The organism is Aestuariivirga sp. (genome assembly GCF_046294715.1).
GTDB lineage: Bacteria > Pseudomonadota > Alphaproteobacteria > Rhizobiales > Aestuariivirgaceae > Aestuariivirga.
In genome coordinates this window covers 228,504-254,114 of the sequence record NZ_JBKBKI010000001.1, presented here as the reverse complement: position 1 = coordinate 254,114, position 25,611 = coordinate 228,504, and the positions used below count along the sequence as shown (strand labels likewise).

The 25,611-nt window shown below is 64.0% G+C and carries 20 protein-coding genes; 7 read left to right on the top strand and 13 right to left on the bottom strand.

Going from position 1 to position 25,611, the window contains the following annotated elements; genetic code table 11:
- Positions 1-33 precede the first annotated feature (33 nt).
- Together ACK4HL_RS01275 and ACK4HL_RS01270 are read right to left on the bottom strand one after the other, a co-directional pair.
- Positions 34-1,494, bottom strand: coding sequence for a DNA modification methylase (locus ACK4HL_RS01275; protein WP_409755902.1), 1,461 nt, complete (start codon positions 1,492-1,494; stop codon positions 34-36).
- A gap of 1 nt (position 1,495) precedes the next feature.
- Positions 1,496-1,960 (bottom strand): DUF5681 domain-containing protein, encoded by a 465-nt coding sequence (locus ACK4HL_RS01270; RefSeq protein WP_409755899.1) that lies wholly within the window; start codon positions 1,958-1,960, stop codon positions 1,496-1,498.
- An 831-nt stretch (positions 1,961-2,791) separates the two neighbouring features.
- Between ACK4HL_RS01270 and ACK4HL_RS01265 the strand changes: the two genes are divergently transcribed.
- Positions 2,792-3,682, top strand: a complete 891-nt coding sequence (locus ACK4HL_RS01265) for a DUF2971 domain-containing protein (protein ID WP_409755897.1) — start codon at positions 2,792-2,794, stop codon at positions 3,680-3,682.
- 12 nt (positions 3,683-3,694) lie between these two features.
- Here ACK4HL_RS01265 and ACK4HL_RS01260 read toward each other — a convergent pair whose 3' ends face one another.
- On the bottom strand, positions 3,695-4,327 hold the full coding sequence (locus ACK4HL_RS01260) for a helix-turn-helix domain-containing protein (RefSeq protein WP_409755894.1): 633 nt from the start codon (positions 4,325-4,327) through the stop codon (positions 3,695-3,697).
- A 165-nt stretch (positions 4,328-4,492) separates the two neighbouring features.
- Here ACK4HL_RS01260 and ACK4HL_RS01255 point away from each other — a divergent pair, with 165 nt between their 5' ends.
- From ACK4HL_RS01255 to ACK4HL_RS01240, 4 genes are all read left to right on the top strand, one after another.
- Positions 4,493-6,004, top strand: coding sequence for an aldehyde dehydrogenase family protein (locus ACK4HL_RS01255; RefSeq protein ID WP_409755891.1), 1,512 nt, complete (start codon positions 4,493-4,495; stop codon positions 6,002-6,004).
- A gap of 21 nt (positions 6,005-6,025) precedes the next feature.
- Positions 6,026-8,482 carry an FAD-dependent oxidoreductase gene (locus ACK4HL_RS01250; protein WP_409755888.1) on the top strand — a complete coding sequence of 819 codons (2,457 nt, stop codon included), beginning with the start codon at positions 6,026-6,028 and terminating at the stop codon, positions 8,480-8,482.
- A gap of 64 nt (positions 8,483-8,546) precedes the next feature.
- Entirely contained in the window at positions 8,547-8,702 is a 156-nt protein-coding gene (locus tag ACK4HL_RS01245; RefSeq protein WP_409755885.1) for a hypothetical protein, read from the top strand.
- Positions 8,699-10,084 carry a cytosine permease gene (locus ACK4HL_RS01240; RefSeq protein ID WP_409755882.1) on the top strand — a complete coding sequence of 462 codons (1,386 nt, stop codon included), beginning with the start codon at positions 8,699-8,701 and terminating at the stop codon, positions 10,082-10,084. The genes ACK4HL_RS01245 and ACK4HL_RS01240 overlap by 4 nt, the downstream gene beginning before the upstream one ends.
- 155 nt (positions 10,085-10,239) lie before the next feature.
- Here ACK4HL_RS01240 and ACK4HL_RS01235 read toward each other — a convergent pair whose 3' ends face one another.
- The 10 genes from ACK4HL_RS01235 to ACK4HL_RS01190 all read right to left on the bottom strand — a co-directional run bounded on the left by ACK4HL_RS01235 (position 10,240) and on the right by ACK4HL_RS01190 (position 21,504).
- Positions 10,240-11,013 carry a methyltransferase domain-containing protein gene (locus ACK4HL_RS01235; protein ID WP_409755879.1) on the bottom strand — a complete coding sequence of 258 codons (774 nt, stop codon included), beginning with the start codon at positions 11,011-11,013 and terminating at the stop codon, positions 10,240-10,242.
- Positions 11,006-11,893 carry a dimethylsulfonioproprionate lyase family protein gene (locus ACK4HL_RS01230; protein ID WP_409755876.1) on the bottom strand — a complete coding sequence of 296 codons (888 nt, stop codon included), beginning with the start codon at positions 11,891-11,893 and terminating at the stop codon, positions 11,006-11,008. The genes ACK4HL_RS01235 and ACK4HL_RS01230 overlap by 8 nt, the downstream gene beginning before the upstream one ends.
- A gap of 307 nt (positions 11,894-12,200) precedes the next feature.
- Positions 12,201-14,162 (bottom strand): vWA domain-containing protein, encoded by a 1,962-nt coding sequence (locus ACK4HL_RS01225; RefSeq protein ID WP_409755873.1) that lies wholly within the window; start codon positions 14,160-14,162, stop codon positions 12,201-12,203.
- Positions 14,149-14,691: an RNA polymerase sigma factor gene (locus tag ACK4HL_RS01220; protein WP_409755870.1), complete on the bottom strand. Its 543-nt coding sequence runs from the start codon at positions 14,689-14,691 to the stop codon at positions 14,149-14,151. The genes ACK4HL_RS01225 and ACK4HL_RS01220 overlap by 14 nt, the downstream gene beginning before the upstream one ends.
- 185 nt (positions 14,692-14,876) lie before the next feature.
- The gene (locus ACK4HL_RS01215) at positions 14,877-15,539 is read right to left on the bottom strand and encodes a hypothetical protein (RefSeq protein ID WP_409755867.1); all 663 of its coding nucleotides are present in this window, start codon (positions 15,537-15,539) and stop codon (positions 14,877-14,879) included.
- Positions 15,540-15,733: 194 nt separating this feature from the next.
- A complete protein-coding gene (locus ACK4HL_RS01210) occupies positions 15,734-16,303 on the bottom strand; it encodes an NAD(P)H oxidoreductase (protein WP_409755864.1) in 570 nt (189 codons plus the stop codon).
- A 50-nt stretch (positions 16,304-16,353) separates the two neighbouring features.
- Positions 16,354-17,703, bottom strand: a complete 1,350-nt coding sequence (locus ACK4HL_RS01205) for a glutamine synthetase family protein (RefSeq protein WP_409755861.1) — start codon at positions 17,701-17,703, stop codon at positions 16,354-16,356.
- Between the two features lie 76 nt (positions 17,704-17,779).
- A complete protein-coding gene (locus ACK4HL_RS01200) occupies positions 17,780-18,409 on the bottom strand; it encodes a GNAT family N-acetyltransferase (RefSeq protein WP_409755858.1) in 630 nt (209 codons plus the stop codon).
- A 192-nt stretch (positions 18,410-18,601) separates the two neighbouring features.
- Positions 18,602-19,432, bottom strand: coding sequence for a FecR domain-containing protein (locus ACK4HL_RS01195; RefSeq protein WP_409755855.1), 831 nt, complete (start codon positions 19,430-19,432; stop codon positions 18,602-18,604).
- 104 nt (positions 19,433-19,536) lie between these two features.
- Complete coding sequence (locus ACK4HL_RS01190) at positions 19,537-21,504, bottom strand: CHASE2 domain-containing protein (RefSeq protein WP_409755852.1); 1,968 nt, start codon at positions 21,502-21,504, stop codon at positions 19,537-19,539.
- 186 nt (positions 21,505-21,690) lie between these two features.
- Here ACK4HL_RS01190 and ACK4HL_RS01185 point away from each other — a divergent pair, with 186 nt between their 5' ends.
- Together ACK4HL_RS01185 and ACK4HL_RS01180 are read left to right on the top strand one after the other, a co-directional pair.
- Positions 21,691-24,417 (top strand): LuxR C-terminal-related transcriptional regulator, encoded by a 2,727-nt coding sequence (locus ACK4HL_RS01185; protein WP_409755849.1) that lies wholly within the window; start codon positions 21,691-21,693, stop codon positions 24,415-24,417.
- Between the two features lie 86 nt (positions 24,418-24,503).
- Positions 24,504-25,604 carry a class II histone deacetylase gene (locus ACK4HL_RS01180; RefSeq protein ID WP_409755846.1) on the top strand — a complete coding sequence of 367 codons (1,101 nt, stop codon included), beginning with the start codon at positions 24,504-24,506 and terminating at the stop codon, positions 25,602-25,604.
- Positions 25,605-25,611 lie beyond the last annotated feature (7 nt).

Sequence of the window (25,611 nt, the reverse complement as noted above, 5' to 3'; positions counted from 1 at the left end):
GAGACTACGGCTGAGTTACGCCCGATCCTGAACTCATCCCGTTCCTTCCTTGCCCTCAGCGAACTCGACTTCGCATTTCCTGCGCTCACGAAGGGCAGCAAATGTTTCACCTGTTTCCGAGAGAGTCGCCAGCTGTTCGGTGACCTCCTCGAACCGTCGGACGATCACATCAACGTAAAGCGGATCAAGCTCTACACCGTAGCAGATCCGACTGGTGCTATGCGCGGCGATGAGCGTAGATCCGGACCCCAGGAACGGATCGAGCACGAGATCGCCACGATTGGTCAGATCGAGCAAAGCATCCTCGAGCATTGCTGTCGGCTTGACCGTCGGATGATCCTGGAGTCCTCGACGGGCATCTGAGCCGAGTGACGAGGCGCCGGGATAGGTCCAGAGGTTGGACCGGTACCGCCCGCGCTTGCCAAGCTCGACATTGTTGACATGTGGCGCGTTCCCCTTCTTGAACAGAGGCAACAGCTCGTGCTGGGAGCGGTAAAGACTCCCCATGCCACCATTGGTCTTCGCCCAAACGATAAGGTTAAGGGGCACAAGGCCCAGGGCAGTCGCCGCCTTGTGCACGATCGGGCAGCCGCGCCAGTCGATGAAGGTGCCGAACACCCCGCCGTCTGCAAGATAGCCCACAACCTCGGTCATCCATGCTTCGTTGAACTGCAGAAACTCGACATCCGACATTTCGCCCGAAGCCATGGCGAACTCGCGATGCCCCTTACCCGAGACATGCCCTGCGATGGGGACGTTGTAGGGTTCATCCGTGAGCACCAGCCGAGCGAGAGCTCCCGCAGGCGCCATCAAGCCCTCCCACACCATGGGCGACGTTGCATCTCCGCAGGCAACCCGATGAGGGCCAAGGCAGAAGACGTCTCCTGGCCGCGCCACTGCCCTCTGGCCGCGCTCCGGTTCGAGTGACCCGGGCTCAACGCCCGGGATTTCCTCATAATTGAGGAGGACATGGTCGATCTCGTCGAGAGAGAAGCCGATGACCTCAAGCGGCGCATCGAGAATGACCAGCTCCTTGAACTCGCTTCTGAGCGCCTCCAGGTCCCATTCGCCCTTCTCCCCCAGCCGGTTAACGGCGAGCCTCAGGGCCCTCTGTTCCGTTTCCAATAGATGCCCGACTCGAATCGCGGGGACCTTTTCAAGTCCGAGTTGACGGGCTGCCTCAAGTGTCACCTCTCCGTCGATGATCTGGTTTTCTCTGCCAATGAGCAGGGGCACACAGAACCCAAACGTTGAGATGGACCCGACCATTTCGCGCACATGTGCTGGCATGACTTTTCGCGTCCTGTGGGGCATCGACTTCAGATCCGACAGACTTATCTGCTCGAGAGTCAAGTTGGGCAGAATGTCATTGCGGCGGGACCTGGTGATGTCGGGAGCCGATGCCAACGCTGCCATCGTCTCCCGGCGTATCCGGCTCTTGGCGGCAAGACCGCCGGTGAAGTTGGAGCGTGTGAGCTCAACTCTGTTCGTCATTTCACTCTTCCTTCTTCTCAGCCGCAAGCACTTCTTGGAGTTCGCGGTACAGTTCCTCTTGCTCCTCGGTCCACGAGAAAGTCGGGTTCTCCAGTGCCTGCTTCTCCGCCGCAGCGGCTGCAGCATCCATATCGGCACGTTCTGCTTCCGCCTCTTGGAGCAGCTTGAGCAGATGGGGAAGCGCGGGCTTCTTGAGCTCGATTGCTGCTTTCACCATCTGCTTAGCGAGCAGATGTAAGCCGGCGACCGTTGTCGGCTTGCCATTGGCCACCACCTTTATCTGCTTGTGCACCTCCTCGAGAAGTGCTTGCTTCAGGGTCTTTAGCCTCCTTGGCCTCCCTTTTGGATTTCCCGACTTTCCCTTCTGGAACTGGTATTTCTTGGGCGGTTTCTTGTAACCAACGTTGTCGCTTTCTCCGTATTCGACCGCATCGGAGAGACCAGGTTTCTTGAGCTGATTTGCCATGTTTGGCTCCTTTAGTGCCCCGTCATGGCGTGAAGCGCAGGCGGGAGTGTCGGGTTCGCGACCCCTGATGGGCAATGAGCAAACAAAGTGCTTTGGGCAATGCCCACGACAAGTTTGTCATCATCCCCAGTGATCTGCGAGAGCGGCCCGCCTCCTGGCGTAACCGCGAACCACATTGTGGTCCGCGCTCTCGATGTGTGTAGATATACGCTCAGTGAGTTTTGTCGCAAGGCCGTTTTATTGAGGTGGTTCGTCCCACGATCCAATTCGGAACGTCATGCGAACAAGTTGTTACAAAGCAAAGGCACGTTGTAGTCGTAGGTGAGGGAGGAGGGGTGGAGCGAATCGAGCTCCTCAACAGAGACCGTCGCAGTTGGCGCTAGTTTATACATTGGAGATCATTAATTCACTAGCGAGGGGAGTTAGCCTCGCTGATCCTCCCGAATCGATCCCTGTTCCAGTTCCAGGGATTTCTGGATTAATAGGCTGATCTTAAGCGATGAATCGTCCCCCCTTTACTGGGGGATAGAGCCAATTACGCGAGAGATCGCTGTTTTCTTCCCTGTTAGCAGGGATTGTCCACCGGAGACGGGTTCGCGGATGACTGCCTGCACAGCCATGCCGGCCTGTGCTCTTGCTCCATGGAATGTCATCAGCATAACCCTCCATGCGGCCCACGATCCCGCGCATCACTTCTTGACCGCCGTCAATGCGGCCAACGGGTTTCCACTCCAGAATTGATCTTCAATCACGCTTATGCAGGGGCACGTCCGGGAACATACCCGCTCTTGTGAACACCAGACTCAATTTCTGAGCGATCGAGGAGGACTGATGCTCGACCTGGCAGCCATTCTGGAACATCTGCTGAGCAAGGTTCCGGCAGTGAGCAAGAGGCCTGCCGTACCCGACGAGTTGTATCACTATACCAGCACCGCCTGCTTCCACGGCATTCTCCGGTCAAGGAAGCTCTGGCTGACCTACTACGGCCACATGAACGACGGTTCCGAGTTTGACTATGGCCTGAGCGAATTCGAGACCTGCTTCGAAGAGGTGAGACAGTCAGGGGCGCTGGCAGAGATCTCCGGCCGGCTGTCCGACCTTCCACTGTGGGTCCGCCAGCTTGCCAATGCGAGGTCGGAATACCTGTTCTGCTTGTGCGACCGCAAGAACCTGATTTCCCAGTGGCGGGAGTACAGCAAGGACACGACGTCCTATGCGATAGGCCTGGACTTGCGGGACGAAGCGATCAGGCTGCTGTCCCCGAGGCCTGTTCTCATCAAGGTGGAGTACTCGCAGCAGAGTCAGCGCACGAGGATCCATCAGCTTCTTCAGGCCTGCAACTCGTTCATGAAGCACGACGCTCCAGCGGACGTAGCACAGCAGGACATGGACGTGATGAAGACGGCAATGGCCAAGTTGGTGCTCCGCTGCATCATTCACTTCAAGCATCCGGCCTTCGAGCCCGAGAGCGAGTGGAGGCTGGTGCTCGGGGGAATAAAGGAGGAACTCGGTCCGCTTGCGTTTCGAGCGACGAGGATGGGTGTAAGCCCATACATGGAAGTCGCTGTCGATGGAGGCGGTCTTCTTCCCATCCGCTCCGTGATGATCGGGCCCTCGGCTTTCCGGGAGGTGGCGCATGGTACGACCGACACTTTCCTGAAGTCATGCGGGTATGCGGGGATTCCCTTATACACCTCGAATATCCCTATCCGCAGCCTCTGACGTGGGCCCCCGTCAGATCATCGGTGGCGTGCATGCGCAGACGACGACGGCAATCGTGCGGCCTGCGTTCCTCAGGCGATAGGGCTGGGCGCCGATCAGCTGGTAGCCGCCGCCAGCCTCGATTCGGCGCACCTCGCCGCCCGTCTCGACCTCAACCACCCCCTGGACCACCACCGCAGCAGTCTCACCCTGATGCACCACCGGCTCGACTCCGGTGCTCGCGCCCGGCCGATAGCGCTCGATGAACAGCTGCAGCGACTTGTCCCGCCGTTCGCTGCCCAGCACCCGCAAGTCCGCCGCGCCGCGCGTCACCACAGCGAGACTCTCCGGGTCGTAGAAGAGCACGTTCTGCTGCGACGCCGGCAAGGCGAAGAAATCCGCCATGGAGATAGGAATGGCCGCCAGAATCCTGTGAAGGGAGGCGAGCGAGGGCGCATGCGCCTCCTGCTCGATCAGGGAAATCGTGGCATTGGTGACCCCCGCGCGCTTGGCCAGCTCGCGCTGCGAAAGCCCGGCCTTCTCGCGCACTACCTTGAGTCTCGCGCCGACGGCGAGGTCATTCGCCTGGCTGCGCGAGCGCGCCTTGGCTGCGGAGGTCTTCCTGCGACCACCCTGCTGCGCCTTCCGTGACCTCTTTTCCGTCAATCTCCGCTCCCGAATCCCAGTGGCAAACGCCCCTGAATGCTGGCGGCGAGCCAGGAAGTAAAGCGCGCCGCGATGCCGCTTGCCGATAAAAACCATTTATGTCATGAATACAAAAAAATTAAACAGCAAAGTCAGCCCACGGGCTGGGGTATCGGGAGGGTGAAGATGCCGGCAAAACAGGATTTCGCGCGGCTCTCCGGCAAGCTCCATCTCGGCGGAGAGATGGTGACGAGCGCATCCACGGAGCATCTCGACGTAATCGAACCGGCGACGGAAGAACGCCTCGGCCAGATCGCCGACGCCACCGACGCCGAGGTCGATCGCGCCATCGACATCGCCAACAGCGTTCGCGCCGGCTGGAACGACATGGACCCGCGCAGCCGGGCCGTCCTCCTTCATGACATCGCTGCCGTGATCCGCCGCGACAAGGCGCTCTACGCCGAATGCCTGACGCGCGAGGAGGGCAAGCCCTTCAAGGAAGCCGTGGACGAAGTCTCGTGGTGCGCGACCGCCATCGATTACTACGCCGAACTCGCCCGCCATGAAACGGGGCGCATCGCGGGTGCGACTGTGCCCGGACAATTCCATTTCAGCATCAAGGAGCCGCTGGGCACGATCGTGATCGTGCTGCCGTTCAACTATCCGCTCGTGCTCCTCTGCTGGGAGGCGGCGGCGGCACTTGCCGCCGGCAATGCGGTCATCGTCAAGCCGCACGAGCAGACGAGCATCACGACGCTGAAGTTCATGGAGGTGTTCTCGACACTTCCTCCCGGCCTCATCCAGGTCGTCACCGGAGGCGCCCGCGTGGGCCAGCGGCTGATTGCCAGCAACAAGACACATGGCGTGGCCTATACGGGCTCGGTGCCCGTCGGGCAGGCGGTGGCGCGCACCTGCGCGGAGAGCTTCAAGCCTTGCCTGATCGAAGCTTCGGGCAACGATCCGTTCATCGTCATGCCGTCCGCGCCGATGGACATCGCGGCACGCGGGGCGGCCTTCGCAGCCTATCTCAATTGCGGGCAGGTATGCACCTCTGCCGAGCGCTTCTACGTTCATGATGCGATCCACGACGAATTCGTGGAACGCCTCACGGCTGAAGCGAAGAAGCTTCGCGTGGGCAACGGCCTTGAGGACGTCGACATGGGGCCGATGGCGACCAGGCGCCAGCGCGAAAGATTCGAAACGATGATCGCCACTGCCCGCAAGCAGGGTGCCAAGGTCACGACCGGCGGCGGCCGGCCGGCCGAGCTCAACCGCGGCTGGTTCGTGGAGCCGACGGTGCTGACGGACGTGACGCCCGACATGGAAATCCTCAACGAGGAGCCTTTTGGCCCGGTGGCGCCGATCTGCCGGGTGAAGAGCTTCGACGAAGCGATCGAACTCTCCAACCGCTCCCGCTTCGGGCTGGGAGGGAATCTCTATTCGCGCGATGCGGAGGAGATCTTCCGCGCGGTGCGCGAGATCCAGTCCGGCATCCTGTGGATCAACGCGCCGCTCCTCGACAATGACGCGCTGCCCTTCGGCGGGCGCAAGCTCTCAGGCACCGGGCGGCAGCTGGGGCCCGAGGGCCTCGCGCAGTTCCAGAACACCAAGTTCGTCATGATCGATCCCAAGGCGAGCAGCCAGGATTTCTGGTGGTTCCCCTATGCCAAGGAAGAGAGCTTTTCCGGCCCCCGTTGACGGAGAACCTGGACAAACGCCATGGCGCATCAGAGTCCGAGCAGCGCTGACGTCGTGATCGTGGGAGGCGGCATCGCGGGATGCTCCGTCGCCTATCACCTGACGAAGCTCGGCATGAGCGACGTCGTGCTCTGTGAGCGAAAGCAGCTGACCTGCGGCACCACCTGGCATGCGGCGGGCCTCGTCACGCAGCTGCGCGCGACGCGCCGCATGACGGAGCTGGCGAAGTATACGGGCGAGCTCTTCGGCACGCTAGAGCAGGAGACGGGACACGCCACGGGCTTCAAGCGGCGCGGCTCGCTGCGCGTGGCCAATACGGCGGCCCGCTACGAGGAACTGGCGCGCGGCGCTTCGATGGGCCGCAACTTCGGCCTGCCGGTGGAGCCGGTGAGCCCGGGGGAGATCAAGGAGCGCTGGTCTCCCATCAGCACCGAGGGAATCGTCGGCGGCTTCTGGTTTCCCCAGGACGGGCAGGTCAATCCCGCCGACGTGACGATGGCTTATGCCAAGGGCGCGCGCATGGGCGGTGCGCGCATTCTCGAGAATACGCCGGTGACGCAGATCCTGGTCGAGCAGGGCCGTGCCCGCGGCGTGATGACAGGGGACGGGCCTATCCACGCCAGGAACGTCGTGATCTGCGGCGGCATGTGGTCACGCGACCTGGCGGCCGCAGCCGGCGTGACCCTGCCGCTCCATGCTGCCGAGCATTTCTACATCGTGACCGAGCCAGTCGAGGGCCTGCCCCGCGACCTGCCGGTGCTGTTCCTGGGCGATGAATGGACCTACTACAAAGAGGATGCCGGCAAGCTCCTCGTCGGCTTCTTCGAGCCCAACGCCAAGCCCTGGGGGCAGAAGGGCATTGCCGAGGACTTCTCGTTCGGCACCCTGCCGGAGGACATCGACCACATCGCGCCCCACCTCGAGGCGGCGGCACGCCGCGTGCCGGTTTTGCAGAAGACGGGCGTCCAGCTGTTTTTCAATGGACCCGAGAGCTTCACCCCGGACGACCGCTATCTGCTCGGCGAGACGCCCGAGATACGCGGACTGTTCTGTGCGACGGGCTTCAACTCGATCGGCATTCTCTCCTCGGGCGGCGTCGGCAAGGCACTGGCCTCATGGATCCGCGACGGAAGGCCGCCCGTCGAGCTCATGGATGTGGACGTCCGCCGGATGCAGAGTTTCCAGGGCAACCGCAAGTACCTCGAGGACCGTACGACTGAAACGCTCGGACTGCTGTTCGACATGCATTGGCCATATCGCCAGTTCGCGACGGCACGCGGCGTGCGGCGCAGCCCCTTTCACGACCGCCTTCTGGCGCTCGGCGCGTGCATGACGGAAGCTGCGGGCTGGGAGCGGCCTGGCTTCTTCGGCACGCCGGGCACGCGGCCCGAAATCGGCTATTCCTATGGCCGGCAGAGCTGGTTCGAGAATTGCGGCGAGGAATGCCGCAACACGGCCGCCAACGTGACGCTGTTCGATCACAGCTGCTTCATCAAATATCAGGTGGACGGCCGTGACGCGCTCGGCCTGCTCAATCATGTTTGCGCGAATGATGTCGATGTACCCATCGGCAAGGTCGTCTACACCCAGTGGCTGAACGATGCGGGGGGAATCGAGACGGACGTCACCGTGACTCGCCTGTCCGAGACGTCTTTCCTCATCGTCACCATCGCCATCTCGCAGCGGCGCGACCTGGCATGGCTGACGCGCGCGATACCGGACGGCGCTCACGTGCATGTCCGCGATGTCACCTCGGGACTTCCCATGCTGGCGCTCATGGGGCCGAACGCGCGAGGCTTGCTCTCCAGCGTTTCGCCGGCCGATTTCTCCGATGCCGCCTTTGCCTTTGGAACCAGCCGCGAAATCGACCTCGGCTACGCCCGCGTGCGCGCCAGCCGGCTCACCTTCGTCGGCGAGCAGGGCTACGAGATCTACATGCCGGCAGAGTTCGCAGCGCATGTGTTCGACGAGATCGCCGCAGCAGGGCCTGCCTTCGGTTTGCGCATGGGCGGCTATTTCGCGATCAACTCCCTGCGAATGGAGAAGGGCTACCGCCACTGGAGCCACGACATTGGCGAAGAGGACACACCTTACGAGGCGGGCCTCGGCTTCGCGGTGAAGCTCGACAAGCCTGGCGGCTTCATCGGACGGGAGGCGCTGTTGCGCCAGAAGGAGCGGGGGACACCTGCCCGCAGGCTCGTGCAGTTGCGGATCGAGGGGATGCCAGATGCCCCCCTGATGTACCACAACGAGCCGATCCTGCGTGACGGCGCCATCGTCGGGTCCGTCACCAGCGGCGCCTGGGGCCACCGCGTTGGCGCATCGCTCGCCATGGGCTACGTCGGCAGGGAGGGTGGCGTTACGGGCGAGTGGCTGTCAACCGGCTCATGGAGCGTTGAAGTTGCCTGGAAACGCTATCCGGTGCGGGTGCAGTTCCAGCCCTGGTACGACCCAGCGGGCGACCGCCTGAGGGGTTGAGTGTTGCCCGCGCCCGGGGGTTCATGTGCCGGACGGACAAGGAAAAGAGCAACAGGAGGAAGACATGGGGAATTTGCATCCTGAACTGGAGCGGCGAATCGCCACTCTGGAGAATCCAGCAAACCAGGGAGCAAGCTTCGGAACCAGGGATTGGGTCTGGCTGGCGCTGCTTGGCGTGATCGGGCCGATCCTCCTGCTGATCTGGGGGTGGCAACAATGAGCGCGCCCGCGACCGATGAATCCGGCTGGCCGCTGACCAAGGCCGACCGCCAGTGGAATCAATGGCAGCTCTTCGTCGTGCTGCTCGTCACTGCCGCCGCCACTTGGTGCTACATCATTGGCGAATACGTCGGCTACTACCTGAACCTCAGGATGGGCTTTGCGGCCATGACGGCCGGCGCCATGATCGGCATGCTGCTGGTGACCCTTGCCGTGGTGCCAACCGCCACGCGCTTCGGTCTCGATTCCATCGCCGCCGCGAAGCCGCAGTTCGGCGACCGTGGGTGGATCATCACCGTATTCCTGCAATACGCCTCGATCATCGGGTGGAACTGCCTGCTCATGATCTTCTTCGGCAAGTCGGTGTCGCAATTGCTGGTGACGATCGGCCTGACCTCGCCGGAGAGCGGCCCCCTGGTCATCCGGGTGGTGACGATCATCGCCTGCGTAGCGGTGTTCTTCATCCTGCTGCGCGGCGGCACGGGACTGGAGAAGGTGTCCAAGATCCTGTTCCTCTTCATCGTCGGCATCGGCCTCTGGATGACCTTCATGCTGCTGACCGGGCAGTCGGAGGCCATTGCCGCAGCAAAGCCCGCTTATGCGTCGGGCAGCCTGCAATGGGACTACGTCACCGGAATCGAGATCGGCATCGTCAGTCTGCTGAGCTGGTGGCCCTATATCGGCGCCATGGTGCGCGAGGCCCCCGATGCCCACACGGCCACCCTGCCGTCGATGCTGGGCATGGGGCTTCCCGTGCCCATCCTCAGCGTCGTGGGCCTTGCGGCAATCCTTGCCCTGCAGGTGTCGGACCCGTCTGCGTGGCTGGTGCAGCTGGGAGGAGCGCTGTACGGAACGATCGCGCTGGCCTTCGTGATCGCGGCCAATCTCGGCACTACCCTGGCCGGCGTCTACGCCACTGCGGTGGGGCTTCGCCAGGTACCCGCGCTTGCCTCGGCAAGCTGGCGCACGCTGATCCTCATCGGCCTGCTGCCGGTGGCGGCGGTCACGATCCTGGTGCCCGACCTGTTCTTCTCGAACTTCGGCACGTTCCTGGCCTTCATCGGCGTATTCTTCTCGCCGATCTGCGCCATCCAGATCGTCGACTACCTGATCATCCGCAGGCAGAAGATCAGCATCCGCGGCATTTTCTCGAGCGGACCCGGCGCGCCCTACCATTATTGGGGCGGCTTCAATCCCGCGGCGATTCTGGCCATGGCGGCGGGTTTCGTCACCTATCTCTATCTGCTCAACCCGGTGACCTATGCCAGCCGCTCTCCCTATGAGTTCCTGACGGCATCGCTGCCGACCGCAGTCGTGGCGGGCATCGTGTACACGGCTGTAACGCTCCTGATCAACAAGCCCGCGGGAAAGGGCGGCTACTAAAGGAAGAACAGGTCAGGAGACACTCTTTGGGCCATGCCGGCGAATGCCGGCATGGCGATTCATGGCCGCCCGAGCAGGAGTCCCCATTCGCAAGGGCCAGACGGGCTTCGGGCCGATTCCGGCTGCGAAGTTCCGGAAAGGGATGCTGAAGGCCCCTAATGCGGTTTCATGGCCCGCAGATGAGTGGGGCAGTGTTCGCCTGAATCGAGAACCGGAATCATGTTGCTCCAGATGCCGATGTTCTTCTCGACGAAGTCCCACCCCACCGTTTCGGCTGCTGCAGCACCGACCGGCCCCTTGAGCCGTTCCAGCTCGATCCGCGCCTGGTTGCGATACCAAGCGTTGCGTGAAATCGCCTCGCAGTTCCGGAATCCGGCGGATTTCATCGCTGCCAGATAGCGCTGAGCCGTCGCCATGCCGAAATCCAGCCCCTCGGAGTTGATATAGTCCTGCATCTGCGGCGAGGGTGTTTCGGTGCCGATGAGCCAGTCCGATGCGAGGAACCATCCGCCCGGCTTCAATACGCGGAAGACCTCCTGCATGAGCGCGTGCTTGTCCGGAATGTGGACGATCGAGTCCTTCGAGAAGACGACATCGAAGGAAGAAGGTGGGAACGGAAGAAGTCCGGGCGCCACTTTCACGAGTCCGATGCGATCGCTCAAGCCCTGCTGCGCCACCAGCTTGCGCGCATGAAGGAGGACGGGATCTTCCACGTCGATCCCCGTCACATAGCGGGCGCCATGGAGCTTGACGAGCGCGATGTCCGCCCCGCCCGCACCACAACCGATGTCGAGAACCGCCTTTCCCTTGATGTCCTGGCCCTCGAGCACGCGGGCCACCTCGTCCGTTCCGCCGGGTGAGAGAAAGCCTTCGCCCCAGATGGCTTCGAGCATGGCGATCAACCGTTCGGGATAATGATCCTCACTCATGAAGCGGTGCTCCCGTTGCACGATGATCAAGCTTCAGCGCTTCGAGCTCCGCCCAATCCGGTGCGGGCAGAACCTCGGCCGGTTTATCGGTGTCGCGCGTCCAGCAAAAAAGGCACAGGAAGGGCGAGGATCCCACCTTGGTGAGATGCGGCTGAAATGGTTCGTTCCAAACCGGGTCATGTGCATGCTTGAGGATGAGGGGTGTGCCGGGCCTGAAGCGCCAGCCATGCGGTCCGGTGAGCGGAGCGTAGAGTTCGGGCGCCGCATGACGGTGGTCGCGGTAAAGGACATGGGGCGCGATGAGGAATAGGCCGAAGTCGAAATCCGCGCCGCGGATGCTCCCGTTGTCCCCGATGATCGAGCAATAGGCATGCGAAGCTGCGAAACCCTCCCCAATCATTTCAATGTCGTAGAGATCATAGGTGATCCAGTCGAGGTGGGGAGTTGCCGCTGCCAGAAGCCCCGCCAGCGGTGCTTCGGACTTGGCCAGTTCCTGCAGCGCAGTGGGCATGTGCTCCGCGACCACCGCGTTGGCACGCCCGGGTGCCGGAGTGTAGGTGCCGTCCTTGAAGCGCGCGAGGCCCTGCCGCACCTCCGCGATACCTGGGCCTGCGAGGCTCCCGCAATAGGCATCGGCAGCATCGACCAGCGCGCGCACCAGTGTTTCCGGTTCGGTCGTGGCCGTCGCGGGCGCCGTGAGGCCCCGTTCGCGAAGCAGCAGGACAGGGTCCAGTCCGTCATCGGCAGAGGCCACGCGGTAACATTCGAGTTGTTCAGCCGAAATCGTGCCCTCCTGGTGAAGCACCATGGCGGCGCCATAGCGCACGAGGCCCGAGCCCCGCTCCCCAGGTGCTGCGAAAAGACGAATATCCTCAGCCATCGGCCGGCCTGACAACTCGCAAGTCCCGCTCACGCCGGGCTTGGACCCGGTTCATCGGGAACGCAGCCCTGACTATCCCTGCCGTAGCGATCAATAGAAGCGCCGATGGCTCTTTCCGGTCTCGCCGTTCCACTCCAACCTCTTTCCCCGGCTTCTCCCCGCGCCAAAGTACGGAACTCCGTCAAGGCTGTGGGGCTTTTTCTGCCTGCCACGTTCCACCCAGGTGGATTGGATACTGCTTCACATTGCAACTTCGGTAAAGAGTGTTCCCCCTGCCGTGCGGCCACGAGAACTGCCGCCCCAGCCGTCACGGGATCGCGCGCGCCGACATGGCGAGCCGCACGAGCCTGATGAATTCACTGCGGTAGCCGAATTCATCCTGGCCGCGGTTGGCGGCAGCCAGCGCGATCACGTCCTCGTAGCCGAAGGACCCGGTGTATTCCCCGCCCCGCAGGATCTGTCCGAATGCCGCGACGGCTGCTGCGAAGTTCGCCTCTGTGGACCCTGCCGCGCTTGCCGCGGTCACCGGCTCCGTGATGAGGCGGCTCGCCGACTCTCCCGGCAATTTGTAGCGGATCTTCACGAAGGCATATTCGCCGGCGGGAGACTCGTCCACCTCCGGCCTACCGTAGCGCAGGGGGTCCACAAGTCGGCCCATCGAGCCCTTGGGCGTCACCTCGTAAAGGGCAGTCACGGTGTGCCCGGCGCCGATGTCGCCGGCGTCGACGCGATCGTTGTTGAAGTCATCCATGTCCAGGATTCGGGTCTCGTAGCCGATCAGCCGGTATTCGGAGACCGTGGCGGGATTGAACTCGACCTGGATCTTCACGTCGTTCGCGATCGGGAACAGCGTGGAGGTTGCCTCATCGACCAGCACCTTGCGAGCCTCGCTGAGCGTATCGATGTAGGCGGCAGCACCATTGCCGCTCTGAGCGAGCGCCTGCATCAGTTCGTCGTTGTAGTTGCCCCGTCCAAAGCCCAGAACGGAGAGATAGATGCCGCTCTCGCGCTTGCGCTCGACAAAGCCCTCCAGTTCCCTGGGGTCGGAGATGCCGACGTTGAAGTCGCCATCGGTCGCCAGGATCACCCGGTTGATGCCCGCGGCGTCGAAGTTCCGCTCGGCGAGGCTGTAGGCCTGGCGGATGCCTTCCGCCCCCGCCGTCGAACCGCCCGCCGCCAGTCCGTCGAGTGCCGCGAAGATCCTGCCCTTATCGGATGCCGGGGTCGGCTCCAGCACCGTTCCCGCCTGTCCGGCATAGGTGACGATCGCCACACTGTCCTCCGGCGACAGAGTGTCGAGCAACAGCTTGAAGGAGTTTACGAGGAGTGGCAGCTTATCTGGCTCTTCCATCGAGCCCGAGGTGTCGATCAGGAAGACCAGGTTGGAGCGCGGGCGCTGCTGACCCACGAGGGAAAAGCCCCTGATGCCGATCTGCATCAGCCTGGTGTTCCCGTTCCACGGTGTCTGCATCAGGCTCACATTGGCCTTGAAGGGTTCCGCGCGGCTGCTGGGCCCCTCATAGTCATAAGGGAAGTAGTTCACCAACTCCTCGACCCGGACCGCATCCTTTGGGGGAAGCAGGTTTTCCATGAGCGAACGGCGGACGAAGCTGTAGGAGGAGGTGTCGACGTCGATCGAAAAGGTCGATAGCGGTTCTGCCGCGGCCTGGCGCACGGGGTTCGATTCAAGGTCGCTGAAGCGGTCGCGGCCCGCCTCCGCGTAGGCGGGTGCGGGATCGATCTCCTTCCCGGCAGTGGCGATTGCCTTGCGATTGGCTTCGCTCGCCACACCCTCGCTCGCATATGCCGGGGGCGCCGACGCGCCCTTGTCGAGCAGCGCGACGTCGGCCTCTCCGCCTGGCTCCTGCTTCGCCGGCAGCGATTGGCTGTAACCCGCAAGTCGGCCGCTGGCGTCTGCGGCCGGGGATGCCACGAGTTCAGCCGGCCTGGATGCGCGAGACTCCACGGCGACCTCTGTCATGATGCGGTGAAGGGCGGGGCTGCCGGCAAGCAGCAACGTTACGGCAGCAAGGCTCGCCCCGGCCATGAGGGCGTGGCTGAGTTTCAGAGTGCGCATGGACTTTCTCCCGTTCCAGATCGTGGCGATCCGGTGCTTGAGACGCGTGCGGCGCACGGTTTCTTGGGAGGGGACCGAGATTTTCCCGAAATGAGCCATGGCGGCGTCGATGGCTTCGGCCCGCCCGCCCTCGTCCGGGCGGACCGGTTCCTCCTCGCGGAACAGCCTCCTGTAGTCGTCAAGCTCGTTCATCTTCATGTTCCGCCATCGCCCGCAGGCGCTTCTTCACCTCGCTCATCCGCCAGGCCACCGTGCCGGCACTGATCCCGAGGATCGAGGCCGCATCCTCCTGGGTCACCTCCTCGGCCAGGATGAGTAGGGCCGTCTCCTTCAGTTCTGGCTTCAGCCGGTCGAGTGCGAGATAGAGCCATCGCACCTTCCGCTCGCTGTCGGCCCAGTCGGCGGCTGCGTCTGCCTGAAACGTCGCGTAGCCGGCCTGCACCTCGCGCACTCGGCCCTGCCGCCGCCGGTGGTCGCGGCAGGCGTTGAGAACCAGCTGGTAGAGCCAGGTCGAGAACCGGCTGTCACCCCGGAAGGACGCAATGCGCTCCACCAGCCTGATGCAGACCTCCTGCGCCACGTCCTGGGCGTCAGCCCGCGACCCCAGCAGCCGGTAGGAAAACCGGAATGCCGTGTCATGGTGGCGCTCCAGCAGGCGCCGGAGCGCCGGCCTGTCACCATTCCTGGCGCTCGCCGCCAGTGCCTCGTCCAACCCGCTCATGTGATCCGGCACTTAGACGTGCCGCCAAGGCGGAATCTTGGAGGCCGGGGAAGATTTTTTCTCCAAGAGGGCAAACTGCCCGTTAGACCCCTTCCGCTTCAGCAACGTGGCGGCTGCCAACCGCCCTGTGATCTCGCGCCGCTCAAGCCTTGCCGTTGCAGCGCCGGGAGCGGAGGGGACACCGTTCAATCTGCTGCGAAGCAGTAGAAGTAGCCGTTTCCGCCCGTCTTTTTCAGAGCATCGTTGCTGCAGCCCGCCGTTCCATGGGACGAGTTCCACGACGTCATGTGACGGGTGTCCTTCAGGCCCATGCGGTCGTGGTGGCCGACGATGGCCGAGCCTTCGCCGTTGCTCGTCCAGTTCTGACACGTGGTGTCGCCGCCCGCGGTGGAATACATGCCCATGGGATCGGAACCGGTGAGCACGTCGTGTTCATTGGGATCATCGCCCCGGCCCTTGACACTTTCACCCTTCTCGGTGAGGGCCGTCTCCTTGTCGAGGTTGTTCTTGTCCGAGTGAAGTTCCTCCACCGAGTTGGCGATCACCTGGCCCTGGATGTTCTGCCACGGACCCGTGCCGATGCGGTCGCGGGCATTGACGCCCGCTTCGCCCTGCGGAGCGGTGGTGCTGAGATAGGCCTTCCAACTGGTCCTTGGCGATCCTGCTGCCTTGGCGAGCGATGCGCAATGCGCATCTGCTCCTTCGAGTCCGCCCAGATTTGCGCCGTCACCCTTGCCGGAACTCGTCACGAAGAACGACATTGTGGTGGCATCCGCATGGGCCGAGACGCCGGAGGGGGCAAGAAACACGAGCGCGAGAAGGAATGGAACGGTGATCACTTTGATCATGACGAACTCCCATCTGAGACTTGCGCGCGGCAAGTTGGCCTCGCCGTCCTCCAAGCGGAATCTTCCCGATCGTGGCAACTCCCGCAAGAACCTCAGCGTTGCAAGGCCGTGCCGGTGCTTCCGGGAGGTCGTCCACCCCGAGAGACCTCGGTTGCCGAGGTGCGGCATGCAACGCCAGAAGAGCCCAGCGCCGTTCAAGTGAAGTATGTCGCTCCCAGTTCATGCGACCGGGCGAGCAGCGCGGTGCGGGTGGACTCGCCCTCCATCACGTCATACAGGATTTCGAGCTGCGAGCGGGCGATCCCGCAGTAGTTCATCACGCCCACGCAGAGCTGAACCCGCATCGCCTCGTCATAGCCCCGCTTGCGGTAGCTCTCCGCCGTCGCCGACGCCGTGCCGATGAGCAATGCCGATTGGTGCGGGAGCTTGCGTGCGCCATAGGCCCAGCCATTGTTCCAGACCCGGTCGATCCATCCCTTCGTGGTGGCGGGGAAGGACCACCACCACACCGGGAAGACGAATGCCAGCGCTTCGCTGCGGGCAATGCGCGCCTGCTCGGCCAGAACGGTCGTGCTGTAGATCTTGTCGTCGTCATCCCAGTCGGGCTCGTCGGCGAGCGGCAGACGCGGGTCGAAGCCCTCCGCCCGCAGGTCGGCGATCTCCGCCGCGTGGCCCGCCTCTGCGAGGCCCGCCAGGAAGCTGTCGAGAACTGAGCCGCAGAACGACTCTCGCCTGGGGTGATCGAAGACGACGAGAATTTTCATCTTTTCGCTTTGTCCTTCCCATCTGCAACGCCGCGCGCCGCTCCCATTGCTTAGACGATCCCCAGATAGCGCCTGATCTCCCACGGCGAAATCCGATCGAGATAGGCTTCGTAGTCGGCATATTCCTTGGTCCGGATCGCCGCATGGCTGTCGACGAAACTGTCGCCGAACATCTTGCGGGCTTTCCCGCTGGCGGCCAGGCGGCGGGCAGCTTCGCCGAGATCGCGCGGGAGTGCGGCATCCTTGTCATAAGGCCGTGCGTAGGCGTTGCCCTCTATCGGCGGACCTGGATCGATCCGGTTCCTCATCCCGTAAAGCCCCGCGCCCACAAGGAAGGCCAGCGTCGCGTAGGGATTGGCATCGGCTGCCGAAACCCGGAATTCGATCCGCGTGGAGTCGGGAGTATCGTTGATCACGCGCTGAGCACAAGTGCGGTTCTGAATGCCCCAGCCCGGCATTACCGGAGCCCATGTGCCGGGCCTGATCCGCTTGTAGGCGTTCACGGTACCGCCGACCATGGCCATCATCTCCGGCAACAGGAGGTTCACTCCGCCGATGAAATGTCGGCACGCTTCGCTGATGCCGTGAGGATCAGAGCTGTCGGCGAAGACGGGCGCGCCACCCGCATCCCTGATCGAGAGGTGCACATGCCCGGAGTTGCCCGGCAGGTCGAGCGACAGCTTGGCCATGAACCCAGCCAACAAGCCGTGCCGGGCGAAATAGGCGCGCGCGAAGTTCTTGAAGAGCGCGGCATTGTCGGCACTTCGCATGCCTTTGGAGTAGGTGAGGGCGGCCTCGAAGAACCCCGGGCCCAGTTCCGAATGAAGGGCTTCGAGCGGCACGTCGAGGTGGGCCATGGTGCGCTGCAGGCCCTTCAGCAGATCCGAATGGACCGCGAATGTCCGAAGCGAATAGGTGCGGTTCTCGGGCGCGAAGCTGCGCGGTGCGACATAGGCATTTTCCGCAATCTTTTCACGGCTGTCGGTGAACAGGTTGAACTCGAACTCGAATGCGGAGAGGAGGGTCGATCCCTGACTTTCGAGCTCGTCCAGCTGCGCCCGCAGCACGTTGCGGGCGGAACGGGCGCCGAATGGCCCGGTGAAATCGGCGAGGCAAAAGGCCTCGTTGTCGGCAAAAGGGTAGGCGCGGAGCGTGTCGACGTCGAGCGCCGCGGGTTGGTCGGGAAACGCGGTGTCCAGAAAGGGGCTTTCGTCCACCGTCCAGTAATGAAGAACCTCGCAGAACTGGTAGCCCTCGCTCACCAGCTTGACAGCCTTCTGCGCGCTCACGGATTTCGTGCGAAACTCTCCTTCGGCATCCACCATGCCGACATGGACGGTTTCGGCCTGCATCTCCCTGAGCCTGGACGCAAATCGTTGCGCGCTTTCCCCGGCCGCCATTGGTGGTACCCCCTCGCGATCTCAGGATCAGGATAGGACGGCGGCTGCGCGACGACCATATCCCCAACAGGGCAGTTTAAGGCGCGACCCCCGCGGTGCTGGGCCGGGTCAGCAGCACCCAGTCCGAACTCTCGCATGTCCAGCTCTCCTTGACGATGGCGAGACGGGCCGCCTCCGAAAATCCGAGAGAACGATAGAGAGCGATCGCCTGCTGGTTCCGGTCTGCGACGATGATCGACAGACCATTCGGTCCGGCGAACTCCTGCTGAGTCTCCATCAGCTGGCGACCGATGCCCCTCCGGCGGAACTGGGGAAAGCAGGCAAGGACGTTTATGTAGCGCGTCAAGGGCACCCGGTTCTCGAGCGCCTGCAGCGGCCTGAACATTTCCGGAAGATTATCGAGCGGCTGCGGATCAGGTCCGATGTCGTAAGCGATCAGGGTGCCCGCGACCTGACCATCCGCTTCTGCGACCCAGGCATTGCGCCAGCTGAAGGAACCCTCGTCGCGCGCCGCGCGCCTCTCTCCGACGGACCAGACGTCTTCACCCTCTTGGGCCATCTGCGACCAGAGATAGCGGGGGAGACCTTCTCCCGCGAGGTCGACGAGACGGGCAAGGTGGCGCGCGTCATCCCGGCGGGCACGCCGGATGGTTGAGAACGCCGGCAAGGCGCTGACCTCGCCTCGCTCGCGCAAGTGGTCGGTCATCGTGTGTTCCTCTCTTGCGTGGTGCAGGCTCATTGCAGCGTTCCCGCGGAACATGCAACCGCGGTTGCGGTATAGTTCAGCGCCGCGCGGCAAAGGCATTGGGTTCAAGGCGTTGTGCGGATTCCTTGTGGCCAGCGCGCGGCTTCGCGCGCTGGTCAACTGTACCACTTGTGCAGCACCTGCCGGCGAGGACTAGCGCGGCGGCTCGTTCCCGCCGCCGGTGTTCGGGTTGTCGCCGCCGCCCCTCGGGGGCGTAGGCGCCGGATCGGCAATGCCGCGCGGCGGCGCGGGACCGTTCCGGCCGGGACCCGAGACCGATCTGCCGAGGCCGGCGCAGCTCGAACTGGCCTTGAAGCCGCGCGGCAGCCCGGCCTTGCCTGACAGGAAGGGGAAGACGTCGTCACCACGCCTCCCGATGCCGAGATCGCGCACAATACCCCTGGGCGCAGAGATGTCACCGTTCGGGCGCGCGATCAGAACGTCGCAACGCCGCGTGAGGCGCTGGCATCCCCTTGCATTACAGAATTCCGCAGCACCCGTGAGCAGGGTCACGGCCGTCAGTCCGTCCGGGCCGACATAGACGTCGAAGGCGGTGCCGCGCACGCCGAGCGTACCCGCCGGCGTATCGATGCGGTATGCCGAGTGATCCGAGGTGCCGCTGATCCACCTGAGCGTGCCCTTTGTGGCGCCGATCGCGAGCTTGCCCGCCTTGCCGCTCCGATAGACGTATTCATCGATGACGATCGATGAATTCGGCCCCAGCGCCAGCTTCGTGCCATCGGCGAAAACAAAGGCGCCGGTGCCCGAGGCATTGCTCCTGATCTTCTCGTCTCGGTGAATGGCATCGCCCGTGGCGAGCGCGCCTCCTCCGCCGCTGACCTGAACCGATATGCGGACCGCTTCGCCGACCCGTTCGGCGGCGATCGCGCCGGTTGGAATGGCGACGATGACTGCCGCGACGGTACAGGTGAGCATGAACAAGCTGCGCGACGTTCCCAACTTCGCCATGATGTCGTCCCTCATGTGCTGGTGGCCGCCCTTGCGAGATCAAAGCCCGCTTCGAGGCACGTTGCTTGCCGACAAGTGTGCTCACATTATGCCGGACAGTTCAAGGCACGCAAGACGGATCAGGAGGGCCTGCCCTCCAGCGCGTATAGCTTGCAGGGAGCGCTCTTTCCCTTGAGGTGGATGATTCCCGCGAAGCGCGTGCGGAAGCGGGACAATCGGCGGGCCGTCTCCTCGGACAACAGAATCTCGACGCCGAGATCCTTGCTCGCCGCCTCGATCCGCGCCGCGGTGTTCACGGTGTCTCCAACTGCGGAGTAATTCAGGCGGCGCAGCGTCCCCATATTGCCGACGCAGGCGAGGCCGCTGTTGATACCGATGCCGATCTTCACCGGGTGGCCCGGCCCAAGACCGAATGCATCGTTCTCATTGAGCAGGGCAAGCGCCGCGCTCATTTCCATCGCTGCTTCCGCCGCGCGCCCGGCGTGGTCATCGACATCGAGGGGAGCGTTCCAGATGGCCATGAGGGAATCGCCGATATACTTGTCGAGGGTGCCCTCGCGTGCGAGCACGGGTGCGCTCAGCGCACCATGCAGCGTGTTGAGGAATCTCACCGTCTCCTGGGGTGAGAGGCCCTCACTCAAGGCGGTGAAGTTCCTGACGTCCATGAACAGCACGGTGATGTCGCGGTTGACGCCGCCCAGGCGCAAAGCATCCGGGCTCTGCTCGATGCGAGCCAGGACGGCAGGCGAGACATATCGTTCGAAGGCTTCGCGGATGTAGCGGCGCTCGCGCTCGCTGGCGAGATACCAGAACACGGTCGTTGTGAAGACGGTGAGGGAAGCCGCGGCAAGCGGGGCGAGCGGGTCTATCAGCAGCGCGAGGTCAGCGAAGAGAAACCAGCAGCCCGCCAGCACCATGGCGGCAATCGCCAATGCCGCGGCAAGCCCCGGCAGCGGACCGAGGAACCAGGCAAGCGCCACCATCAGCAGCGAAAGGGCCGCAACGGCGAGGAGTTCGACGCCATGAGCCCAGGACGGCCGGTGCAGAAACTGGCCCGTCAAGATCTGCTGCAGCACCTGCGCGTGAATCGCAACGCCCGGCACGGCCTCCCCGAGCGGCGTTACGCGAATGTCCTGGAGCCCCGCGGCCGATACGCCGACCAGCACGATGGTGCCCGCGAGCGCCGCGCGCCGTTCCGCCGGAAGCGCCCCAGAGAGGATTTCGCTTGCGGAGATCGACGGCACGGCGTTCCCGGGCGCTGCATAGAATCGAAACGTTCCCGCTTCGGTCACTGGAATCACGCTGTCGCCCACGCGCACCGACTCCATCGCTCCCGCATGATAGGGATCGCCCTTGACGACGTAGGTTGAACTGCCGAGTGCCAGGCGCAGCGCCTCGAGCGAAAGGGCAGGGTAGAGCTGGCCGCCGCCGCTGAGGAAGAGCGGGATCTCTCTCACGCGCGAGCCCAGCTGACGGGCGTTGATGCTGATGTGGCCGAGACCGGAGGCGGCGGCCTCGAGAAGCGGCAGCGGCAGGACCGCCGCGCCGATTGCCGCGAGCTTGGCCGATACGTCCTCTCCGGTGAGGGCCAGCCCGGCTTTCAGCTCGGGCAGGGCGCCCGCTCCGGCAGCGGCAGCAAAGGCCATCACCGAGGGCTTCCCGGAGAGTGCCTGCGCGAATGCGGCATCCCCGTCGGACAGCTCCGGAAGGGCATCGCGGGCGGCGCCGTCGAGTATCCGGGACAGGAGTTCGGGCGAGAAGCGGTCTGGTTCCGAAAACAGGATGTCGAAAGCCACTGCGGCCGCTCCCGCGTCGAACAGGCGGCGCGACAATTCGGCCATCTCCAGGCGAGGCCACGGCCATTGGCCGATCTCCCGGAGCGAACGGTCATCGATCACCACGGTCACGACCGGAAGTTCCGCCGCTGCGCGGGGCTTCAGCTGCTGATAGATGTCGAGGGTGGCCTCGCGCATGTCCTGGAGGGGGGCGGGATCGAGCCAGCGGAGCAGAACCGCAACCAGCGTCACACCGAGCCCGGCCAGCAATCCGGCCCACCGCCCTCTCCGCCCGATGCCAGCGCCGGCCATGTGACACCTCGTCTCCTGGAGCGAAGGGGTGAGCAGCGCCACCGCTTCCAGTTCTCGGGGAATTATGCCGCATGCTGCCGGAAAATCCACCTCCCCCTCGCCCGGGGCGCGGGGGAGCCGGGCCGCGGTTGCGCCCGCCCGCGTCTCTCCTATAGCCTGTCGCCTGTAATCCGGAGACCCGCATCGGTGCTCATCGAGACCAAGCTTCATCCGCCCGAGCTGCGCTGCAATCTTGTCGACAGGCCGGATTTGCAGTGCCAGCTCGAGCAGGTGATGAAAGCCAAATTGACCATCGTCTCCGCCGCGGCCGGTTTCGGCAAGAGCACGCTCCTGAGCCAATGGGCCGCGCGTCTGCGCCAGAGCGGCGTGAGGTGGGGCTGGCTTTCACTCGATACAGGTGACAATGAGCTCAGTCGCTTCATGGACTATCTGGTGGCGGCGCTGCAGAGGGCCGAAGCGTCGATCGCACAGGACGTTCCGGCGCTGCTCAAGTCCAGCCCGGTACTTCCCACCGACTCCGTGATGACGACGATCATTAACGATCTGTCCCGCTCTTCCCACGACATCGTGCTCGTGCTGGACGACTGCCATTTGCTGACCTCTCCGGAGATCAGACGATTCCTGGACGCGCTCCTCACCTATGCACCTCCGGCGTTTCACCTCGTCCTTGCAACGCGCGGAGAAAGCCCGGTGAAGGCGGCCAGCATGCGGGTGCGGGGGCAGATGGTGTGGATCGACGACACGCGCCTTCGTTTCTCCATCGCGGAGACGAGGGCCTTCCTGACAGACCTGCGGGGGCTCGAACTTTCGGCCTCGGACGTCGCCTCGCTTCAGCACCGCACCGAGGGCTGGATCGCTGCTCTGCAGCTGGCTGCCCTCTCCCTGGAAAACCGCGCCGACAAGGCTGGCTTCATCAGCTCCTTCTCCGGCACCGACCGCGACATCGCCGACTTCCTGGTGCAGGACGTCCTGGGCCGACTTCCGGCGCGCATCATCGACTTTCTCCTCCAGACGTCTGTACTCGACCGCATCAGCGCGCCCCTTGCCGAATCCGTGACCGGAAATTCCGATGCCGCGGCACTTCTCGCAGAAATCGAGCAGTCCAATCTGTTCGTCATCCGCCTGGATCAGAGCCGCACCTGGTACCGCTATCACCACCTTTTCCAAGACTTGCTGCAGTCGCTTCTGAAGCAACGCCAGCCCGCACTCTTGCCCGGGCTTCATCTGAAGGCGGCGCGCTGGCTCACCGACAACGGCCTCACGACGGACGCGGTCCAGCATGCGCTTGCGGCGGGTGACAGTGCACTTGCCGTTTCCCTCGTCGAGGCATGTTGCATGCCGCTCATCCGGGATGGCCATATCATCCGTGTCAGCGCCTGGCTCAACAGTCTTCCCGAAGAGGTGGTGAACGGCCATCCGCGCCTTCAACTGGCGAAGGTCTGGGTCCTGTTCCACATGAGCCGGGCCGTGCCTGCGGCCGCCGTGCTCAAGGCGGCGCGCGACAACATCGCAGGCGCGGAACGGGAAGGCCGTCTCGGCGCGCGCGAGCAGATGGAGCTCCGCTCGGAGCTCAAGGCCTTGACGGCGGGCGTCATCAGCGCCGCAGACCGGTCCCGCACCGCCGCCCGCCTCGCCCAGGAGTGGCTGGCACGTTTTCCGGAAGGCCAGCATTTTTCTCGTGGCACGCTCGGCAACGTGCTTGGGTTCTGCCTCTATTCACTGGGCGAGCTCGATGGCGCGAGGCATGCCTGCCTTCGTGCGCGCGACAGCCATGCCCTGGCGGCCTCGGTTTTCGGCATCGTCTACTCCGACTTGATCCTCGGGCTGGCGGAGCATGCCGCTGGCCGGCTGGTTGCGGCGCATGAGCTGTTTTCCCGCGCCATCCGCCTTGCTCGCGAGGCGCTGGGGCCTGGTTCGTATGCCGAGGCGATGGTGGGTATCTTCGTGGTCGAGCTTCTCTACGAGTGGGACGACATCGCCAACGCCGAACGGCTGCTGCAGGAACATCGGCAGATCATCGAGGAATGCGGGCTGGTGGTTCACGAGATGGCCTGCAAGCTCAATGTCGCCCGGCTCGCCGCCTGCCGCGGCCGGAGCGAGGAGGCGCTGATCGTGCTCGAGAGCGCCGAGCGCCAGGGCTTGGCGACGCGCTACCGGAGGCTGTTCGCGGCGGCCCTGCATGAGCGCGTCCGCCTGCTCCTCGTGCGCGGCGATACCGCCTCTGCGAGGCTCGCCCTCAGGGACCACGGCATTCACGAGAGCTGGCTCGCCTCGCCTCGGGCCGCGCACCCGGCGTGCGAGCCCGAGCACCTGGCACTGGCACGCGTGCTGTGTTCGGAAGGCCGACCCGAAGCGGCGCTTCGCATTCTCGATCCGTTGGCCGAGCGCTTGCGGCGGAACGGCCGCCTGCACCGCTTCGCGCAGGTGCGCGCCGTGACGGCCGTGGCGGCCCACCAAGCGGGCGACGCACTTTCGGCACTTGCGGCCGTTGTCGATGCCGTTTCGCTCTGTGCCCCGCAGAAGGCGGTGCGGACGCTCCTTGACGAGGGTGCGCCCTTTCTCGACGTCGTGGCGTTCGGGCGCGACCGCATTCCGTCCTGGAAAACCGGCGGTGAAGCGGGGCGCTTCGTGGATCTCCTTCTTTCGGGTCGGGTGCGGCTCACCCGCGGCGACGCGGCAGCGCCGGCCCTGTCACAGTTCAGCCAACGCGAGACCGAACTGGCGCGGCTGCTCTCCACCGGGCAGAGCAACCGGGAACTGGCGTCGGAATTGAGGATGGCACCCGATACGGTGAAGTGGCACCTGAAGAACATCTTCGGAAAGCTCGGCGTTGCGAACCGTACCCAGGCGGTCATCCGGCTTCAGGAACTGGGACTCGCCCGCGACCGACGACCACCCGGACGGGTGGTCTGACGGGCCACCCCTTACCCGAGAGAGGCGGGACAAGCTCTTATCGCGCAGATAGCTTTTCCTAGCAGATCGAGAAGGGATGCTCGCCAATGGCCACCGGATTCGTCTTCCACGAGCTTTACATGTGGCACAACACCTGGAATTGGGCCCAGGTCTTCGCCCCCAGTCTCACGGTGCAGCCGGGCGAACATGCCGAGAATCCCGAGACCAAGCGTCGCTTCCGGAATCTTCTCGAAGTGTCGGGCCTGCTCGACTCCCTCGTCACCATCAAGGCGCGCCATGCGAGCGAGGACGAGATCGCCCGCGTCCATTCGCGCGAGCACATCGCCCGAATCAAGGCCATGAGTGCCGAAAACGGAGGCGACGCATCGAGCCTCACGCCCTTCGGGAGGGGCAGTTTCGAGATCGCCCAGCTTGCTGCCGGCGGCACCATGGCCGCCTGCGACGCAGTGATCGAAGGCCGGGTCCAGAACGCCTACGCCCTGGTCCGCCCGCCTGGCCACCACGCGACGGCTGACGTCGGCATGGGATTCTGCCTGTTCGGCAATGTCGCCATCGCCATCGCCCATGCGCGCGCCACCCACGGCATCGGGCGCATTGCCACGGTGGATTGGGACGTGCACCACGGCAACGGCACGCAGTCGATCTTCTATTCGGACCCCTCGACGCTCACGATCTCGCTGCACCAGGACAATCTGTTCCCTGACGCCTCGGGAAGCCTGGGAGAGACGGGGGAGGGGCCAGGCAAGGGCTTCAACCTCAACATCCCGCTTCCCCCCGGCTCGGGCGATGGCGCCTATCTCGCAGCTTTCGAGCAGGTCGTCATTCCGGCGCTCCACCGATTCAGGCCCGAACTGATCATCGTACCCTCGGGTTTCGATGCATCCGGCGTCGATCCGCTCGGCCGGATGATGGTAACCTCGGAGGGCTACCGCGCCATGACGAAGCTTCTCATGACCGCCGCCGACGATCTCTGCGGCGGCCGACTGGTGCTCTCGCACGAAGGCGGTTACTCGCCGGTCTACGTGCCTTATTGTGGCCTCGCCGTGATGGAGGAACTGACGGGCATCAGAACGGCTGTCGAGGACCCGTGGTGCCCGCACATGGCCAAGTGGGGCCAGCAGTCTCTACAGCCGCACCAGCAGGAGGCGATCAGCGCCGCCGCCCGCCTCGTGCAGGCCATTGCATAACACCGCC